The organism is Amaricoccus sp. B4 (genome assembly GCF_043226085.1).
Classification (GTDB): domain Bacteria; phylum Pseudomonadota; class Alphaproteobacteria; order Rhodobacterales; family Rhodobacteraceae; genus Amaricoccus.
Genome location: NZ_CP171225.1, coordinates 1,127,932 through 1,143,895, shown reverse-complemented (window position 1 = coordinate 1,143,895; position 15,964 = coordinate 1,127,932). Strand labels below are relative to the sequence as shown.

Sequence of the window (15,964 nt, the reverse complement as noted above, 5' to 3'; positions counted from 1 at the left end):
CTATCTTGATGCCGGCACGCTAAGCCCCTTGGGGCGCATATAGCGAGGAGAGGGCCAGGATGCCCTCTCCTTCAAAGCAATGTTCTTCTTGGAAATCTCTCCAGAACCTCAATCGAACTGGTGACATCTGCACTACGTGCGAAGACTAGATGCCCAGCGAGTGACGGATGGCCGCAGCAGCTACCGAAACGCCAATTTTTTCGGCTTTGTCGAGGGCCCACTTACCTGCAGATTTGAGATAGGACGTGGCCTGACCTTCCTGCTCTGCCTCGATAGCCTTCGACGCCTCGTTGAGGTTGCGAATAGCCTCAACGCTTTCCGGTCGATCGATTTCGCTTGCAAGCGATAGCTTCAGCTGATCGAGCTCCCTCATAAGCTCTTCTTTGTCTTGGCCAAGAACAATTTTTCGATTGTCTTGGTTTACAGAAAAATTCGAAGCAGTGGTGCCATCACCTGCGACCCCTACAGGGCCGTGGAAATGCGTTTCCTTCTTGGTCATTTCTCCCTCCAGATTTAGAATTATTCGTTTCGCCGCCTCATCTTCAAAGAGGTCACTGGATGCCAGCAGCCATCGTAGGTTGCGGCGCGCGCCGAGCAGACGCAAGCTCCGCTCGAGATCCTGAAGCCGAGATTCGTCAAACAAACCGACAAAGGTCTTCCGGATTTCTTCATAATCATCAGCCTCCATGCCACTACGTGGGCGCTTTCGGCCATATAGTCGCAAAAGACATTCATTCAGCCTCTCGGCGAATATCATTCTCTGATCTGGAGGGAGCGAAGACAGATCGTTGTTAATTATGAAGCTCATCGCGCTTCGCAGAAAGAGCGCTTCCAAATAGAGTCTTCCTAGCACAATCCGAGACTTGCGAACATAGAAGTCTTTTGATGCACTTTCTCTCGGCAGGATGAAATTGTGGCACGTTAAATTATGGCTAACGGAAATAGGCTTATAGAATATCCAGTGCTTATCACTTATAAAAGTTTGCCAGCGCCTATGAAAGGCATCAAGAGAATGCTGGTTTCCCTCTTGAAAGAGTATTGGGTCACCACTGAACGTTGCCGGTTCCCACGGCAGGCTCTCAAATTCGGCAGACGTGATTGAGGATCCGCCCAAGGCGAATGTGCGTGCAAGGTAGGGTCCTGATGCGCCCAGTCTCACCTTAGCGCCGCTTGGAAAATGACGTGACGAGATTTCAATATTGAGAACTTTTTTGCAAATTTGCTCCGCCTTCAGCGGGTTTATTTCGCCATATCTGTTTCCTTGGAGCGAAAAAAGGAAAGAAACGTAACCGCAATAGGTTCCGTCAAAATACAGTCTCTTTCTGACGCATTTTGCATAGAGGCCATCGACGTCAAACTTCGCAGACTTTCTAAACTGACAAATGTCTGACTCACCAATCCATCCGGGCAGGCCCTTTAGTGGTCGAGGAATGACCTTCCCGAAGTTTCGTTGGAAGACTTGGCCGTTGGCAGATGCAAGCGCGGTCGCAGCCGGCCAAGTAGGTACCTCTAGCAGCTTTGGCCCATCCGCTTGAAGGGAGCGGAAATCGATAAAGGGAAGAACGGCTGAGAGAAACATAGTTGCGATACTTAGTTAATGGGAAGAGGTGCGTAAAGCATCCTCTCCCCAAGTGGGCTTTCGCCTGATATGCGAGAACAGGATTTGAACCTGCGACCTTCAGCTTGTGAAGCTGACGAGCTACCGGACTGCTCCATCCCGCGTACCCATACGGGCATACAGCCTCGGGATCTTGTGCCCCTCGGCTAGGTGCACTCTAGGGCATCGGCTGGGCCAAGCGCAACGGTCGATACCAGGCATGCTTCGTTAAGGGTGAGATTGGGCGCGTCAGCATTCCTCCCGTCTCCCCTCCCTCCACCCTCCCGTTCTCCTCCCCTCGCACACCCCAGTCTCGTTCGCAGGCATTCGGCCAATCGCGAAGGAGACGACGATGTCAGTCACGCATCTCAACCAGGTCGAGCTGGCGGCTCGATGGAAGATCAGCCCGCGCACGCTGGAGCGCTGGCGTTGGACCGGTGAGGGCCCCGCCTTCATCAAGATCGGCGGCCGGGTCGTGTACCGGCTCGAGGATGTCGAGGCCTACGAGGCCAACCGGCACTGCTCGAGCACGGCCGACAAGCCCGCCGTGAAGCTGGCGTGAGGGGGCGGCCATGACGATCCCCAACCGCATCTCCCTCGACGACATTCCCACCATGCCGGTCGGCGAGATCGCCGCTCTGCCGGGCGACCAGCTGGCCCTCCTGAAGCAGGACGCCGACGAGCGGCTGCGCGCTGCCAAGAGCCTCAGCGACTGGCTCGATGGCGCCATCGCGCTGAAATATGGCGACCAGGCGCAGGAGGCGCGCCACGCGGAGGGCAAGGACACCGGCACTGTCAGGATGCAGGACGGCCCGGTCACGGTAGTCGCGGAGCTCGCCAAGCGGGTCGATTGGGACCAGGCAATGCTCGCCGGTCTGGTCGAGCGCATCCGGGCCGATGGCGCCGATCCCGCCGAGTACGTCGACATCGCGTTCAGCGTCCCCGAGCGCAAGTACACCGCCTGGCCCACGGACATCCGCCAGGAGTTCGGGCCCGCGCGCACGGTCCGGACGGCCAAGCCGAAGTTCCGGCTGCTGCTCGGCGAGGAGGTGCGCTGATGGCCATCTCGCTCGCATCCCTGCAAACCTCGACGGCTCTGCGGCCGCCGCGCGTGCTGATCCACGGCGTCGCCGGAATCGGAAAATCCACCTTCGCCGCGTCCGCCGACGCGCCGGTGTTCGTCCTCACCGAGGACGGGCTCGGCAAGCTGCAGGTGCCGCATTTCCCGTTGGCGACGAGCTACGCTGAGGTCGCCGAGGCGCTCGACGCCCTGCTCGACGAGGACCACCCCTATTCGACGGTGGTCATCGACAGCGTGGACTGGCTGGAGCCGCTGATCTGGGCCGAGGCCTGCCGGCGCAACGGCTGGCAGTCGATCGAAAGCCCCGGATTCGGCAAGGGCTACGCCGAGGCGCTGAACATCTGGCGCGAGTACATCGACAGGCTGAATGCGCTCCGCGACCGGAAGGGCATGGCGGTCATCCAGATCGCACACACCGACATCAAGCGCTTCGACAGCCCCGAGCACGAACCCTACGACCGCTACGTGATCAAGCTGCAGGCTCGCGCCTCCGCGCTGCTGCAGGAGCACTCGGACGTGGTGCTCTTCGCCAACTACCGGATCTCGGTCAGCAAGTCCGACGTGGGCTTCAACAAGAAGGTGACCCGGGCGCTCGGGTCCGGTGCGCGCGTCATGCACACCGAGGAGCGCCCCGCCTTCCTCGCCAAGAACCGCTACGGCCTGCCGGAAACCCTGCCGCTCGAGTGGTCGGAGTTCCTGGCCGCCATGCCCCAATCCGCCTGATTACGACTGAAAGGACAGAACGATGGCACGTTTCGACACCGCCTTTGACGCCGCCGGCATCGAGCCCAACACCGCCTACGAGATCCTGCCCGCGGGCAAGTATCGCGCCCAGATCGTCGAGAGCGAGATGCGCGTCACGAAGAACGGGATGGGGAAGTATCTCTGGCTGATGCTCGACATCCTCGAGGGGCCGCAGCAGGGCCGCAAGGTCTTCGACCAGCTGAACCTGGTGAACGCCAACCCGACCACGGTCGAGATCGCGCAGCGCACGCTGTCGGCTATCTGCCACGCCACGGGCAAGCTGCAGGTGAACGACAGCGAGGAGCTGCACCTGATCCCGATGACGATCCAGGTCGGCGTGAAGCCCCCGAAGGACGGCTACGGCGAGCGCAACACGATCCGCTACCTGGTGCCGGAGGCCCCGGCGCAGGCGACCTCGCCCAGGCCCGCCGCGACGCAGTCGGCCAGCGCGCCCCCGCAGTCGGCGCCCGCCCGCCCGGCCACCGCGCCCTGGAACCGCAAGAGCTGACGCCCTCGGCCGCCGCGGGCTGAGATCCGCGGCGGTCCGGACATCGCCAGACCCGAGAGACCGACCATGACCAACATTACTGACGCGGCCTGCGCGGCCGCGAACGCCCCCGGCTTGCCTGATGACACCCGGCGCCTGATCGAGATCGAGGACGCCATCGCGAAGATCCGCACGCAGATCGCGACCGCCGATCTGACGCGGCAGCGGACGGCAAAGCCGATCGACCCCGACTGGTTTCACCGCGCGCGCACGGCGCTGCGCCATCTCAATCGCGAGCGGGCCGAGATCGTGGCCCGTCAGGGCGGTCGCCGTAGGCGCGAACGGCTCAAGGACATGATCATCGCCGTCTTGCGGGAACGCCACGACAGCGCCGCCTGGACCGCGGTGCTGGCGGAGGCGCGGGCGCGGCTCGAGCGGGAGGAGGCATGCTGATGGCCGAGCTTCCCGAACCCCCGACGCCGACCCTCTCCGCGATCTACGCCTCCTTCGAGGCGCGGCAGGGCGACGGCTTCCGCGACCACCTCGGCGCCTCGCTGATTGGCAAGTCCTGCGCCCGCGCGCTCTCGTACGACTTCCGCTGGGCGACGCCCGCGCGGCACACCGGCCGCATCCTGCGGCTGTTCGAGACCGGCCAGCTGGAAGAGGCCCGGCTCGTCCGCGACCTGCGCGCGACCGGCGCGACGGTGCTGGAGGTCGATCCCGAGACCGGGCGGCAGTTCCGCGTCGAGGCGTTGGCTGGGCATTTCGGCGGCTCGCTCGACGCCGTCGCCCTCGGGCTCCTGGAGGCGCCGAAGACCTGGCACGTCGTCGAGTTCAAGACGCATTCCGCGAAGAGCTTCGCCGAGCTGGTCGCCAAGGGCGTCGCGCTCGCCAAGCCCCAGCACGCCGCGCAGATGCAGGTGTACATGCACCTGACGGGCATCACGCGGGCGCTCTACGTCGCGGTCTGCAAGGACACCGACGCGCTGCACATCGAGCGCGTCCCGGCCGACCCCGAGATGGGCGAGCGCCTGCTCGAGAAGGCGGGGCGGATCATCTTCGCCCAGCATCCGCCCGAACGGATCAGCGCGGATCCCGCCTGGTTCGAGTGCCGGTTCTGCGACCACCATGGGCTCTGCCACGGCGAGGATGCCGCGGCGGTCACCTGCCGGTCCTGCCTGCATTCGACGCCCATCGAAGGTGGCTGGCACTGCGCGCGCCACGACCGGCTGATCGACCCGGCCGACCAGCGCCGCGCCTGCGCCCGGCACCTGTTCATCCCCGATTTGGTCCCCGGCGAGGTGACCGACCCAGGCGAGGACTTCGTCTCCTACCGCATGCGCGACGGCTCCCCCTGGACCAACGACGCCCGCGAAGAGGAGGCCGCCGCATGCTGACCCTGCGCCCCTACCAGCAGGCCGCGATCGCCTCGATCTACGGCTATTTCGAGAAGGAGAGCGGCAACCCGCTCGTCGTGATCCCCACGGCCGGCGGCAAGAGCCTCGTCATGGCCGCCTTCATCGACGGCGTTCTCAAGGCCTGGCCGGACCAGCGCGTGCTGGTCGTCACTCATGTTCGGGAACTGATCGCGCAGAACCATGCCGAGATGCTGGGGCTCTGGCCCGAGGCGCCGGCGGGCATCTACTCGGCCGGTCTCGGCCGCCGCGACGCGCGGGCCCGGATCCTCTTCGCCGGCATCCAGTCGATCCACGACAAGGCGACGCGCATCGGCCATGCCGATCTGGTGCTGATCGACGAGGCCCATCTGATCCCCGGCCGGTCGAACACCATGTAGCGCCGTTTCCTCAATGACCTGCAGGCGATCAACCCGGCGCTCAAGGTGATCGGTCTGACGGCGACGCCCTTCCGACTCGACAGCGGCATGCTGCACGAGGGCGAGAATGCGCTCTTCACCGACATCGCCTACGAGGTGTCGGTCCGCGACCTGATCGATCAGGGCTATCTCTCCCCGCTGATCTCGAAGCAGACGAAGACCCGGCTCGACGTGACCGGCGTGGGATCGCGCGGCGGCGAGTTCATCGCGCGCGACCTCGAGGACGCGGTCGACCAGGACGCCATCACGCGCGCGGCCGTGGCCGAGGTGATCGCGCATGGAGAGACGCGCCGGTCCTGGCTCGCCTTCTGCTCGGGCGTCCGCCACGCCACCCACGTCGCCGAGGAGTTCCGCCGACGCGGGGTGAGCTGCGCCACCATCTTCGGCAAGAGGCCCAAGGACGAGCGTGACGCGATCATCGCCGCCTTCAAACGCGGCGAGATCAGGGCGCTGGCGTCGATGGGCGTGCTGACAACGGGCTTCAACGCGCCGGCCGTGGACCTGATCGACATGCTGCGGCCCACGAAATCGGCCGGGCTCTACGTCCAGATGGCTGGGCGGGGCACGCGGCTCGCCGAGGGCAAGGAGAACTGCCTCGTTCTCGATTTCGCGGGCAATGTCCGCCGGCATGGCCCCATCGATCTCGTGCGGCCGAAGCGGCCGGGTGGTCAGGGCGACGGCCCGCCGCCCACCAAGATCTGCCCCGAGTGCGGGACCATCGTGGCCATCGCGGCCCTCGAATGTCCAGGCTGCGGCTTCGAGTTCCCCGGCCGCGAGGTGAAGCTGGAGCCGACCGCCTCGACGCTGGAGGTTTTGTCTACCGGCAAGCCGCAATGGGTCGGCGTCACCGACGTCACCTACAGCCGCCACGAGAAGCGGGGCGGCCGGGTCTCGCTGAAGGTCACCTACCGCTGCGGTCTCGCATTCCACACGGAATGGGTCTGCTTCGAGCATGAGGGCTATCCGCGCCGGAAGGCCGCGAGCTGGTGGCGCGAGCGGGCGCCCGAGCTGGAGGTGCCCGAGTCCGTCGACGAGGCGCTCATGCTGGCCGACCGGCTGCGCCGCCCCACCGAGATCGCCGTTCGCCCCGCGGGCCGCTTCACAGAAATCACCGCCTACAGGTTCGCCCCATGCCTTACGTCCGTGCCGGGCTCTGCGCCGTTTGCCACCGAGAACCCCGTGGCTGGGGCTGGTTCGACGCGCGCTTCCGCGTCTCCGACCCGCGGCGCGACACGAGTCGCAGAGACCTCTGCAGCCGGGCTTGCCAGGACATCTGCCACCGGAGGTCGGGCATGATCGATCCTACCCCCAATGAGACGGCGGCCATGGTCGAGGGCGGCAAGGCCGGCGGCGCCTATCTCGACAGCCTCGGCCGGACCGATCTCGCCCAGCTTAGCGAGGAGGAGTGGGACACCTTCGTCGAGGTGATCGTCACCGGCTACTGCGACCACCTGCGCGAGCTGGCGGCGAAGGATCGCGCGCGGCTCGACGGCATGATCTCGGAGGTGCCCTTCTGATGGCGGACACCTCGTGGATGGCGCGCGTCGGCGCGCGTCTCGTGACCAACGGCTACGCGATCCTGCCGATCGCGCCCGGCACCAAGAAGCCCGGCCAGTTCGCCCGCGCGGCCTGGCACGACTACCCGCAGTGGAACCGGCATGCGAGCCGCGCCACGACCGAGATCGAGGTCGCAACCTGGTCGACCTGGCCCGACTGCGGCGTCGGGCTCGTCGGCGGTGCGGTCGCCGCGCTCGACATCGATATCGCCGAGGATGGCGACCTGGCGCTCCGCATCGAGCGGCTCGCCCGCGAACAGCTGGGCGACACGCCGGCGCTCAGGATCGGCAAGCCGCCAAAGCGGCTGCTGGTCTATCGCACGACCGAGCCCTTCGCCGGGATCCGGCGCGCGCCCCTGGAAATGCTCTGCCTCGGACAGCAGTTCGTGGCCTATGCCGAGCATCCCGACACCGGCCTGCCCTATGCCTGGCCGGACGAGGGGCTTGCGGATCTCGACATCGAGAGCCTGCCCGAAATCGACGCCGAACAGGCGGCGGCCTTCCTCGACGAGGCGCTGGCACTGATCCCGCCCGAGCTGCGCCCGAAGAGCCTCGGTGCGAAGGGCGCGAACGGGGCCGGGCATCCTTGTCTGCCGGCGCACGCACAAGCCGGCACGGTGGCGGCGATCCGGAGCGCGCTCGCCTGGTTGCCGAACGCCGAGCTCGACTACGACAGCTGGATGCGCATCGGCATGGCGCTGAAGGGCGCGCTGGGCGAGGAGGGCGCGACGCTCTTCGCCGACTGGTCGGCGCAGGCGGCCAAGAACGAGCCCGCCGCGACGGCCAAGGCATGGGCGAGCTTCAGGCCCGCGCGGATCGGCGCCGGCACGATCTATCACCTCGCCATGGAGAAGGGCTGGCGCCCCGACCCCGACCTGCTGCTCGACGGCAGTCAGAAGGCTTGTGCGGCCGACGCGCATCCCGCGGCGGGCCTTCTCGCGCGGCTCGCCCAGCCCGAAGCCCCGATGCCGATCCTCCCGCCTGCGCCGTCCTTCACGCTGACGATCCCGGGCGGGCTCGTGGGCGATCTCGCGCGGTACATGATCGACACCGCGCGCAGACCGCAGCCGCTTCTCGCGGTGGGCGCGAGCCTCTGCGCCCTCGGCGCGCTGATGGGGCGGCGCTACCGCACGGCGACCGACCTGCGCACGAACCTCTATGTCGTCGGCATCGCGGACAGCGGGTCGGGCAAGAACCACGCCCGCGAGGTCGTCAACGAGCTGTTCTTCGCGGCGGGGCTGGCGCACCACCTCGGCGGCAACAAGATCGCCTCGGGCGCAGGGCTGCTGACCGCGCTCCACCGTCAGCCGGCGATCCTGTTCCAGATCGACGAGTTCGGGATGTTCCTCGCGGCGGCGGCCGACCGGAAGCGCAGCCCGCGCCATGTCACCGAGATCCTCGACAACATGACCGAGCTCTACACCGCAGCCTGCGGAGTCTTCCTCGGCGCGGAATACGCCAACCGGGACGGCTCGAACGAGCGCCGCGATATCGTCCAGCCCTGCCTCTGCGTTTACGGCACGACGACGCCGCTGCATTTCTGGGGGGCGCTGCAGGGCGCCAACGTGGTGGACGGCTCGCTCGCCCGGTTCATCATCCTGCCGAGCGAGGAGGACTATCCGGACGAGAACCGCCGAGCCGGGCTTCGCAATTCGCCGCGGCCGTTGATCGAGGGGCTACAGCGACTCGCCGAGGGCGGTGGCCGGACCAGCGGAAACCTGGCCGGCAAGACCTCCGGTCCCGAGACCGCCGTCGATCCGATGACGGTGCCGATGGACGACGACGCGCAGGCGCGCTTCGACGCGCTGGGTGAGGAGATCACAGCCGAGCTCAGGGCCGCGGCAGGCACATTCCAGACGCCGATCCTCGCCCGGATCGCGGAGAACGCGGCCAAGGTCGCGCTCATCCTCGCCGTGGGACGCGATGCGGTCCACCCCGTCATCCGGGTCGAGGATGCCGTCTGGGCCATCGACTTCGTGCGCCATTTCGCACGGCGCACCATCGACGCCGTCGAGCGCCACGTCGCCGACACCGAGACCGAGGCGCATCTGAAACGCCTGCGCGAGATCATCCGCAAGGCAGGGGCGGCCGGCGTCACCAAGTCCGAGCTGACCCGCGCCTCGCAATGGCTCCGGGCGCGCGATCGCGACGACATCCTGCTCACGCTGGTCGAGAGCGGCGACATCGCCACGGTCGAGCAGGAAACCGGGGGGCGGAAGGCCATGCGCTTCCGGGCGATGCGGTGAGGGCCGTGACGATGCTTCCTTCAACGGCCCCCATCCTTCATTTGAAGGAAGGTCCTGCCCAAGCCTCTGTCCCGAAACGGAAATCCGGCGCAGGGGGCTTCTTTCAATATTTCACGCAAGACGACCCGCGCGCGTGGGTGGGGATGGACGACACATACATACCCCATGAAGTAACTGAAATCTTGAAAGAAGAGATTTATCCTCATTCTGTCAGTGGCTTGCGGCCCCACTTCCTTCAAGCGGACGGGGTGAAGCCATTGAAGGAAGCGCCGGGCGCCCCCGGCATCGACGACGTGACCGTGACCAGACCTCGAGATCCCGGTCCGGGCGCGCGTGCTGCCCTCACCCGGCAGCCGTGCCGCCCCGGCCTCTCAATCGAAGAGGAGGTCGTCATGGACCGCTCCCCACACATCGCCCCGGCGCCTCTCGCGGCTGCCGGCACTCTCGGCCGCTGCATTCTCGCGCTGGATCTCGGCACCAGCACCGGCTGGGCGTTGCGCTCGGCCGAAGGGCTGATCACCAGCGGGACCGCAAGCTTCAGGCCCGGCCGCTATGACGGTGGCGGCATGCGCTATCTGCGCTTCACGAACTGGCTCACCGAGATCGACCGCCTGTCGGGACCGATTGCCGCAATCTGGTTCGAGGAGGTGCGTCGGCACGCCGGAACCGATGCGGCCCATGTCTATGGCGGGCTCATGGCCACGCTGACCGCATGGGCCGAGCTGCGGGGCGTGCCCTATGCCGGCGTTCCTGTCGGCACGATCAAGCGTCATGCCACCGAAAAGGGCAACGCGCCGAAGGAAGCGATGATCGCGTCCGCGCGGGCCCGGGGCTTCAGTCCCGTTGACGACAACGAGGCCGACGCCATCGCGCTCCTGCTCTGGGCGATCGAGACGAACGGGGGTGTCGCATGAGGTGGCATCCCAAGGGCTACGGCGGCCATCGCCGGGATCCGGAACAGGTGAAGCGTGAGGGCTGGCGCGAGCAGGGTCTGTTCGCCGTCTCGCTCGAGGACACCCGCCTGACCTGGCCGGAACGCGAACTCGTCCGCCAGCTGGGTGAAAAGCTCTACGGGCCACGCCCCTCCGACGAGGGAGGGCGCCATGGATAAGTGGACTCCGTCTCTCGTCGAGGCCCGCCTCGCCGAAGCGGCCTTCGTGCTCAAGCGCCTGCCCGAGCCGCGACGGCAGGGCTACTTCAGCACGTGGCCCGAGATCATCCACTCCTTCGCCGACAAGGTGGGCCAGGAGCCGAAGCCCATGCGCGTGCTTCCCTCGCCGCAGGCGATCAGCCGGATGGAGGAGACGCTCACCTGGACCGCCTGCCTCGACCCCGTCGACGGCAAGATCGCCTGGATGCGCGCCCATGGCGAGCGGTGGAAGACCATCTGCTGGACGGTCGGACTGCAGCGCTCCGCCGCCCATCAGCACTGGCTCTACGGGCTCTGTGTCATCTCGCTGAAGCTCAACCGGCGTCGGTTCAACCGCAACCTGTCGAAGCGGCGCGTGATCGAACTGGCCGGTGGCGCGTAACCCTGCGCGCCAGAGGGGAAGGTGTGCGGCGGACAGTTTTCGACGGGACAGAAACCCGGTTCGGGGGCTAGGTTCGGGATAAGCTCGGGAGAGGCGCGCGCGGCGCGGTCCCGAGCGAAACCATCCTTTCGTTGGCGGGTCCGCTAAGAAAGGAAAGGCGCTGATCCTCTCCTTGCGGACCGCTGTCCGCCCCACCACGCCCCTCGGCCGAGTTCGCGGTTCCTTCCGCGCGACCTGCGTATGCTGGCGGGCTTGGCTCGGCATTTCGCCAGCGTCAGGGCCGGATTTTCGGGAAGCCACCCGGAAGCCGGAGCCAACCGCCTCCCGCGCAAACCCCAATCAAAGCTGGCCTTCGGGCCGGATACCCCGGACGCCGCCGGACCCCGCCTGGAGTCCGGCGCGGCATCCGGAGTCCGGAGTCCGGCCGGCATCCACCTCATCGACGGAAACCACCCGCCCATGACACTGAGCTTCGCCCCCGAGCGGATCGAGACGTGGCCGCTGGCCAAGCTCCAGCCCTACGCGAAGAACGCGAAGGTGCACGGGCCCGACCAGGTCGCGAAGATCGCCGCCAGCATGGCGGAGTTCGGCTGGACCGTGCCCTGCCTCGTTGGTGAGGACGGCGAACTGATCGCGGGCCACGGGCGCGTGCTCGCGGCGACGCAGCTCGGGCTGACCGAGGCGCCGGTGATCGTGCTGGGGCATCTGACCGAAGCGCAACGCCGGGCGTATCGGATCGCGGACAACAAGCTGACGGAACTCGGCAGCTGGGACGAGGCGCTGCTGTCGGCAGAACTGCAGGACCTGCTCGCGGACGATTACGATCTGTCGCTGGTCGGGTTTTCCGACGGCGAACTCGACAAGCTGCTGGCCTTCGATCCGGACGGGGGCGGTGAAGAAGAGCGAGGCGCCGGGGGCTCGGTGCCTCCGGTGACCATCCCCGAGCCGCCGCGCAATCCGGCCTCGCGCACGGGCGATCTGTGGATCCTCGGCGACCACCGGCTGCTCTGCGGGGACAGCACCAGCCGCGACGATGTTCGCCGCCTGATGAACGGCGAGCGCGCGGTGCTGTTCGCGACGGACCCGCCATACCTCGTCGATTACGACGGCTCGAACCATCCGACCCGCAACAAGGACTGGTCCGCGTCCTACGGCACGACCTGGGACGACAGTTCGCAGGGTGCGGAGCTCTATGACGGCTTCATCGCTGCGGCCGTGGCCGAAGCGATCACCGACGATGCGGCCTGGTACTGCTGGCACGCCTCCCGCCGCCAGGCGATGCTCGAGGCCTGCTGGGAGAAGGCGGGGGCCTTGGTCCATCAGCAGATCATCTGGGTGAAGGACCGGGGCGTTCTGACTCGCTCGCACTACCTCTGGAAGCACGAACCCTGCTTCATGGGCTGGCGCCGTCCGAACCGCCCGCCGAAGGTGGCCGAGCAGACACTGCCCTCGACCTGGGAGATGCCGTCCTTCGCCAAGGACGAGCGGCCCGACCACCCGACCCCGAAACCGCTCGACGCCTTCGGAATCCCGATGCGCCAGCACGTCGCCCGCGGCGGCCTCTCTTACGAGCCGTTCTCGGGCTCCGGTTCGCAGATCATGGCGGGCGAAGCCAACGGCCGCCGCGTCTTCGCGATGGAAATCAGCCCGGCCTATGTCGATGTCGCCGTGGAACGCTGGCAGGCCAAAACAGGCCGCGACGCGGTCCTCGACGGCGATGGACGGACCTTCGCCGAGGTGAAGGCCGAACGGCTGGGCGAGACTCCGGCCGCGGCCGAGGGGGCCCACGCGGCCTAACGACGTGGATGGCGTGGCTCTACCTTCCACCGGCCTGCCGGCCGGAGCCGGCGACGCGTGCCTCTTCGGCCTCTCGCTCTGCTCCGGCGCCGGCGGGCTCGACCTCGGGCTGCACCTCGCATGCGCCGTGTATCGCACTGTGGGTCACGTCGAGCGGGACGCCTACGCCGCGGCCATCCTCGTGGCGCGGATGGAAGACGCGGCCCTGGATCGGGCGCCTGTCTGGGACGACGTTGGAACCTTCGACGGCCGCCCGTGGCGCGGCGCGGTGGACATCGTCACTGCGGGCTATCCGTGCCAGCCGTTCTCCGTCGCGGGCAAGCGCAGGGGCGCGAACGACCCCCGGCACCTCTGGCCCCATGTCGCCCGGATCATTGGAGAGGTCGAGCCGCCCTTCGTGTTCCTCGAGAACGTCGCCCATCATCTCCGCCTCGGCTTTCCCGAAGTCGCCGGAGGACTGGTCGCCATGGGCTACCGCCTTGCGGCGGGCCTCTTCACGGCGGCGGAAATCGGCGCGCCCCATCGGCGCGAGCGGCTCTTCATCCTCGCCCACCGCGAGCGCGACCACCTGGCCGACCCCGCGCGCCTGCTCGGGGACGCGGTCGAGCGGCGGCAACCGGACGGAGATGATGCGTCTCTGGCCGACGCCGCTGGCCGGCGACAGCAAGGGGACGCGGAACCTGACGAGCAATCGCAGCGAGACGGCGCGCCCGCGCAACGACGGGACGACGCTCTGCGATGCGACGCGGCTCTGGATGACGCCCACGGCGCGGGATCACAAGGACGGGGCGACGAGCCTGGCGAACACGCCGGTGAACGGGCTGCTTGGCCGCCAGGTCCTGGTGACGCCGACGGCTGGCGGCAGTTCCTGCGCCACGCCCCGGACCTTGAACCCAGCATTCGTCGAGGCGCTGATGGGCTGGCCTGCCGGGTGGACCGGCTTCGGCTCTGTGGCAACGGAGTGGTCCCGCTGGTTGCGGCGCATGCGCTCCGAACTCTCGCAGCTCAACTGCTGGCCGATGGATGAGGGCGCGCGATGAAGCAGAGCCGTGCCATGTCGCTGGTTGAGGCCATCGCCAACGTGGCGGTGGGTTACGGCGTCGCCGTCGTGACGCAGATCCTGATCTTCCCGGTGTTCGGGCTGCACACGACGCTCGCGCAGAACCTCAAGATGGGGGCGGTGTTCACGGTGGTGAGCATCGCGCGGTCCTTCGCCCTGCGGCGGATCTTCGAGGCGATCCGGGTGCGTCAGTGCTGTAGGCCTTGACGACGAAACATCTGCCACACTGGTGGAAACGCTTTCCTCTGTGTGCCGAAGTTGCTTGATTGCGAGCTCTCTGAAGAGGATGGAGGATCCATCAGTTCTGGCAACATGGAGCACAGGTTCGTGACGAAAGACCGATCATCACCTGCCGCCGTTCTGATGGCCAATCAGCTCTCGAAGCGTAATGAGGTCAGAACACGCTGGAAGAAGGATGCGAAGGATCTGCTTGTCGCGCACGAATTCGCGTTGAGCGCAATCTATCGTGCCATCGATCGGTTCTCAGGGAGGAAGTTCGATCCACGCGGTCCCTCAGTCGAAGGCAGAATGAGTCTGACGGCACAGTTTCTCCAAGGCGTTGAGCCATGTGAGGTGGCGATATCCGAGGGCCTGTACTCACAGGCCGCGGCGCTGCTGAAGCAAGAGATTGAAACCATAGAGGCCATGCACGAATTTGTGCAGGGGACGCGCCGCGAAGGGAGAACGCCGAGGATTGGCGGGCGCCTCGCTGGGTGGGGGCCGATCTACGGCGATATGAATGCCATTGCTCATGTTTCCCGACGCGACATTACGCTGCAATTGGTTCATGTAGAACTGGGCGATCTGGCGGCACCCAGCCTAGTGCCGGTCTACAATTACGAGCTGGCGAAACTGATGTACGGCCTTCATGTCTTCATGATTTTCGACATTGCCCGCCTCAACCACGATCTGTTCCAAGAACTCTACGGCGAAGGCTTGGATGAAGAGGAGTTGCGTTGGCTCTTCGCCGCAACGCGCATACTGAAGGACGCTGGCGCGGTGATACCGGTCGAGACACCCACTTCAAGTTGACCGGGTGCCGCCATCCCATTCGGGACGGCGGCATCGGGGCCGTCGTGTAGTGCAGCGTCAGTCGTCGGCGATCCCGTAAACCCTGCCGCGCCCCTCGATCTTCTCGGAGGTGATGGTCAGGCCCAGCTTCTTCTTGAGCGCGCCGGACATAGCGCCTCTCACTGTGTGAGCTTGCCACCCCGTGGCTTCGACGATCTCATCGATGGTCGCGCCGCCCTCGGCGCGGAGCATCTCGATCAGTGTTTCCTGCTTGGTGCCCTTCCGGCGCTGGATCGGGGCGGTCGGCGTTTCCGCCGGCGGCGCCTCGTCCTGCTCGTCCGTGATCCCGAGGGTGCTGTAGGCGAGCGGGGTGACACGCAGCGTGATCGGGCCGCGCTCCTCGTCGTGCCGCCAGACCGTGTTGAGGTCCGTGGCGGCGATTTCCTCGATCAGGCCCTGCTTCAGGAGGCTCTTGCAGACGTTGCCGACGGCGCCGCCCTTGAGGCTGGCGGTGACGGGAAAGACCGTTCCATCCTCGCGCGCGCAGGCGGTGGACAGGATGACGGCTTGGGCGTCGGAAAGCTGGATCTGGGTCATGGGGTCGTCTCCGTATTCGGGCCCGCGACATGCGGCGCCTTCTACGACCCCGAGCCGCGCAGTGCGCGCGGCGGGAGTTCCGGCAGTGCCGGAGATCAGCGGGCGTGTTCGCCCTCGCCGAAGGCGCTGTCGGTGATGCGCTTCAGGAGGCTCGCGTAGTGTTCGAGGATGCCGACATGGCCCCAGTTCACGTCGTCGGGGTGAGCGTTGAAGTGGTCGTCGCTGAGCGCCTGCAGGCGGGCGAGCATCTCGTCGATCTCGGCCTTCTTGCCGATGAAGGCCGCGAGCGCGGCTTCCTTGTTGCGCCGGGCCTTCTCGGCGCGGAGTTCGTGGCGCGGGGTGGTGATCGGGTTCAGGCGGGTGGTCATCGTGGTGGCTCCTTGGGTCGAGTTGCATCGTCTCCGTGGGATCACGTTCCCTCT

20 protein-coding genes, 1 tRNA gene and 1 pseudogene are annotated in these 15,964 nt (G+C 66.5%); 18 read left to right on the top strand and 4 right to left on the bottom strand.

The features are described from left to right. Window positions 1–145 precede the first annotated feature (145 nt). Both ACF66B_RS05465 and ACF66B_RS05460 read right to left on the bottom strand, forming a co-directional pair. A complete protein-coding gene (locus tag ACF66B_RS05465) occupies window positions 146–1,579 on the bottom strand; it encodes a hypothetical protein (RefSeq protein WP_162683472.1) in 1,434 nt (477 codons plus the stop codon). Between the two features lie 69 nt (window positions 1,580–1,648). Continuing rightward, a tRNA-Val gene (locus ACF66B_RS05460) sits at window positions 1,649–1,722 on the bottom strand. 227 nt (window positions 1,723–1,949) lie between these two features. Here ACF66B_RS05460 and ACF66B_RS05455 point away from each other — a divergent pair. The 18 genes and pseudogenes from ACF66B_RS05455 to ACF66B_RS05370 all read left to right on the top strand — a co-directional run bounded on the left by ACF66B_RS05455 (window position 1,950) and on the right by ACF66B_RS05370 (window position 14,966). Further along, the gene (locus ACF66B_RS05455; RefSeq protein ID WP_021096360.1) at window positions 1,950–2,159 is read left to right on the top strand and encodes an AlpA family transcriptional regulator; all 210 of its coding nucleotides are present in this window, start codon (window positions 1,950–1,952) and stop codon (window positions 2,157–2,159) included. A gap of 10 nt (window positions 2,160–2,169) precedes the next feature. Next, window positions 2,170–2,655, top strand: a complete 486-nt coding sequence (locus ACF66B_RS05450; RefSeq protein ID WP_111432073.1) for a hypothetical protein — start codon at window positions 2,170–2,172, stop codon at window positions 2,653–2,655. After that, window positions 2,655–3,401, top strand: coding sequence for an ATP-binding protein (locus ACF66B_RS05445; protein WP_111432074.1), 747 nt, complete (start codon window positions 2,655–2,657; stop codon window positions 3,399–3,401). Before ACF66B_RS05450 ends, ACF66B_RS05445 begins: the two co-directional genes overlap by 1 nt. Window positions 3,402–3,423: 22 nt before the next feature. After that, entirely contained in the window at window positions 3,424–3,930 is a 507-nt protein-coding gene (locus ACF66B_RS05440; RefSeq protein ID WP_111432075.1) for a DUF669 domain-containing protein, read from the top strand. A 66-nt stretch (window positions 3,931–3,996) separates the two neighbouring features. Continuing rightward, window positions 3,997–4,362, top strand: coding sequence for a hypothetical protein (locus ACF66B_RS05435; protein WP_111432076.1), 366 nt, complete (start codon window positions 3,997–3,999; stop codon window positions 4,360–4,362). Continuing rightward, a complete protein-coding gene (locus ACF66B_RS05430; protein WP_111432083.1) occupies window positions 4,362–5,306 on the top strand; it encodes a PD-(D/E)XK nuclease family protein in 945 nt (314 codons plus the stop codon). The genes ACF66B_RS05435 and ACF66B_RS05430 overlap by 1 nt, the downstream gene beginning before the upstream one ends. Continuing rightward, on the top strand, window positions 5,300–5,704 hold the full coding sequence (locus tag ACF66B_RS05425) for a DEAD/DEAH box helicase (protein WP_392664277.1): 405 nt from the start codon (window positions 5,300–5,302) through the stop codon (window positions 5,702–5,704). Before ACF66B_RS05430 ends, ACF66B_RS05425 begins: the two co-directional genes overlap by 7 nt. Before the next feature lie 45 nt (window positions 5,705–5,749). Further along, window positions 5,750–7,039: a DEAD/DEAH box helicase gene (locus ACF66B_RS05420; protein WP_392664274.1), complete on the top strand. Its 1,290-nt coding sequence runs from the start codon at window positions 5,750–5,752 to the stop codon at window positions 7,037–7,039. Beyond that, window positions 7,036–7,260, top strand: coding sequence for a DUF6511 domain-containing protein (locus ACF66B_RS05415; RefSeq protein WP_111432077.1), 225 nt, complete (start codon window positions 7,036–7,038; stop codon window positions 7,258–7,260). Before ACF66B_RS05420 ends, ACF66B_RS05415 begins: the two co-directional genes overlap by 4 nt. Then, on the top strand, window positions 7,260–9,545 hold the full coding sequence (locus ACF66B_RS05410; RefSeq protein ID WP_111432078.1) for a PriCT-2 domain-containing protein: 2,286 nt from the start codon (window positions 7,260–7,262) through the stop codon (window positions 9,543–9,545). Before ACF66B_RS05415 ends, ACF66B_RS05410 begins: the two co-directional genes overlap by 1 nt. A 392-nt stretch (window positions 9,546–9,937) precedes the next feature. After that, complete coding sequence (locus tag ACF66B_RS05405) at window positions 9,938–10,459, top strand: hypothetical protein (protein WP_111432079.1); 522 nt, start codon at window positions 9,938–9,940, stop codon at window positions 10,457–10,459. Then, the gene (locus ACF66B_RS05400; RefSeq protein ID WP_111432080.1) at window positions 10,456–10,656 is read left to right on the top strand and encodes a hypothetical protein; all 201 of its coding nucleotides are present in this window, start codon (window positions 10,456–10,458) and stop codon (window positions 10,654–10,656) included. Before ACF66B_RS05405 ends, ACF66B_RS05400 begins: the two co-directional genes overlap by 4 nt. Then, on the top strand, window positions 10,649–11,077 hold the full coding sequence (locus tag ACF66B_RS05395) for a DUF6362 family protein (RefSeq protein ID WP_111432081.1): 429 nt from the start codon (window positions 10,649–10,651) through the stop codon (window positions 11,075–11,077). Before ACF66B_RS05400 ends, ACF66B_RS05395 begins: the two co-directional genes overlap by 8 nt. Before the next feature lie 459 nt (window positions 11,078–11,536). Then, window positions 11,537–12,874: a site-specific DNA-methyltransferase gene (locus tag ACF66B_RS05390; protein WP_111432082.1), complete on the top strand. Its 1,338-nt coding sequence runs from the start codon at window positions 11,537–11,539 to the stop codon at window positions 12,872–12,874. Between the two features lie 4 nt (window positions 12,875–12,878). Beyond that, a pseudogene (locus tag ACF66B_RS05385) lies at window positions 12,879–13,385 on the top strand (DNA cytosine methyltransferase); the annotation flags it as partial. 118 nt (window positions 13,386–13,503) lie between these two features. After that, entirely contained in the window at window positions 13,504–13,914 is a 411-nt protein-coding gene (locus ACF66B_RS05380) for a hypothetical protein (RefSeq protein ID WP_392664917.1), read from the top strand. Beyond that, on the top strand, window positions 13,911–14,141 hold the full coding sequence (locus ACF66B_RS05375) for a hypothetical protein (RefSeq protein ID WP_111432105.1): 231 nt from the start codon (window positions 13,911–13,913) through the stop codon (window positions 14,139–14,141). Before ACF66B_RS05380 ends, ACF66B_RS05375 begins: the two co-directional genes overlap by 4 nt. A 120-nt stretch (window positions 14,142–14,261) precedes the next feature. After that, window positions 14,262–14,966 (top strand): hypothetical protein, encoded by a 705-nt coding sequence (locus ACF66B_RS05370; protein WP_162683476.1) that lies wholly within the window; start codon window positions 14,262–14,264, stop codon window positions 14,964–14,966. 57 nt (window positions 14,967–15,023) lie between these two features. Here the strand turns inward: ACF66B_RS05370 and ACF66B_RS05365 are convergent, their stop codons facing one another. Then, window positions 15,024–15,542, bottom strand: a complete 519-nt coding sequence (locus tag ACF66B_RS05365; RefSeq protein WP_111432107.1) for a DUF3489 domain-containing protein — start codon at window positions 15,540–15,542, stop codon at window positions 15,024–15,026. A gap of 95 nt (window positions 15,543–15,637) precedes the next feature. Continuing rightward, window positions 15,638–15,910, bottom strand: coding sequence for a hypothetical protein (locus ACF66B_RS05360; RefSeq protein WP_111432108.1), 273 nt, complete (start codon window positions 15,908–15,910; stop codon window positions 15,638–15,640). Between the last annotated feature and the right edge of the window lie 54 nt (window positions 15,911–15,964).

Bases quoted from the DNA above. Each gene is read 5' to 3' on its own strand.
- ACF66B_RS05365 (WP_111432107.1), bottom strand. From the start codon at position 15,542: ATGACCCAGATCCAGCTTTCCGACGCCCAAGCCGTCATCCTGTCCACC.
- ACF66B_RS05440 (WP_111432075.1), top strand. From the start codon at position 3,424: ATGGCACGTTTCGACACCGCCTTTGACGCCGCCGGCATCGAGCCCAAC.
- ACF66B_RS05435 (WP_111432076.1), top strand. From the start codon at position 3,997: ATGACCAACATTACTGACGCGGCCTGCGCGGCCGCGAACGCCCCCGGC.
- ACF66B_RS05455 (WP_021096360.1), top strand. From the start codon at position 1,950: ATGTCAGTCACGCATCTCAACCAGGTCGAGCTGGCGGCTCGATGGAAG.
- ACF66B_RS05445 (WP_111432074.1), top strand. From the start codon at position 2,655: ATGGCCATCTCGCTCGCATCCCTGCAAACCTCGACGGCTCTGCGGCCG.
- ACF66B_RS05410 (WP_111432078.1), top strand. From the start codon at position 7,260: ATGGCGGACACCTCGTGGATGGCGCGCGTCGGCGCGCGTCTCGTGACC.
- ACF66B_RS05430 (WP_111432083.1), top strand. From the start codon at position 4,362: ATGGCCGAGCTTCCCGAACCCCCGACGCCGACCCTCTCCGCGATCTAC.
- ACF66B_RS05390 (WP_111432082.1), top strand. From the start codon at position 11,537: ATGACACTGAGCTTCGCCCCCGAGCGGATCGAGACGTGGCCGCTGGCC.
- ACF66B_RS05405 (WP_111432079.1), top strand. From the start codon at position 9,938: ATGGACCGCTCCCCACACATCGCCCCGGCGCCTCTCGCGGCTGCCGGC.
- ACF66B_RS05380 (WP_392664917.1), top strand. From the start codon at position 13,504: ATGCGTCTCTGGCCGACGCCGCTGGCCGGCGACAGCAAGGGGACGCGG.
- ACF66B_RS05425 (WP_392664277.1), top strand. From the start codon at position 5,300: ATGCTGACCCTGCGCCCCTACCAGCAGGCCGCGATCGCCTCGATCTAC.
- ACF66B_RS05465 (WP_162683472.1), bottom strand. From the start codon at position 1,579: ATGTTTCTCTCAGCCGTTCTTCCCTTTATCGATTTCCGCTCCCTTCAA.
- ACF66B_RS05415 (WP_111432077.1), top strand. From the start codon at position 7,036: ATGATCGATCCTACCCCCAATGAGACGGCGGCCATGGTCGAGGGCGGC.
- ACF66B_RS05400 (WP_111432080.1), top strand. From the start codon at position 10,456: ATGAGGTGGCATCCCAAGGGCTACGGCGGCCATCGCCGGGATCCGGAA.
- ACF66B_RS05450 (WP_111432073.1), top strand. From the start codon at position 2,170: ATGACGATCCCCAACCGCATCTCCCTCGACGACATTCCCACCATGCCG.
- ACF66B_RS05375 (WP_111432105.1), top strand. From the start codon at position 13,911: ATGAAGCAGAGCCGTGCCATGTCGCTGGTTGAGGCCATCGCCAACGTG.
- ACF66B_RS05395 (WP_111432081.1), top strand. From the start codon at position 10,649: ATGGATAAGTGGACTCCGTCTCTCGTCGAGGCCCGCCTCGCCGAAGCG.
- ACF66B_RS05360 (WP_111432108.1), bottom strand. From the start codon at position 15,910: ATGACCACCCGCCTGAACCCGATCACCACCCCGCGCCACGAACTCCGC.